1 protein-coding gene is annotated in these 281 nt (G+C 64.4%); it reads right to left on the reverse strand.

From position 1 onward, the window contains the following. Nucleotides 1-281, reverse strand: a 281-nt coding sequence (locus AAEY72_RS14585) for a nucleotidyl transferase AbiEii/AbiGii toxin family protein (protein WP_352311246.1), incomplete at both ends; no start/stop codon positions are given.

The following is a 281-nucleotide window of genomic DNA, read 5'->3' on the forward strand; positions in this document are numbered from 1 at the left end:
GCACCTGCACGGATCTGCGGGCGATGGCACTCGACATGGATCAGCGTCGCCTTCTCCCAGAACGTTCGCATGGGCGACAGCACGACGACCTCCGCACTCGGAAACGCCAGCTCCGGCACATGCGTGGCCACGTCCGGCACGATGGCCAGCCTGTCCTGCGGCAGGGTCGCATTGCGGCCGCCAAACTCGATCAGCACGCTGGGGCGCAGGTAGGCATCCGTGTTGTCCACCGCGCTCGGGTAGTAGAGCCAGAGTTTTTCCGCATCCTCACTGACCTCAAT

It is taken from the genome of Psychrobacter sp. W2-37-MNA-CIBAN-0211 (assembly GCF_040309405.1).
GTDB classification, from domain to species: Bacteria; Pseudomonadota; Gammaproteobacteria; order Pseudomonadales; family Moraxellaceae; genus Psychrobacter; species Psychrobacter glaciei.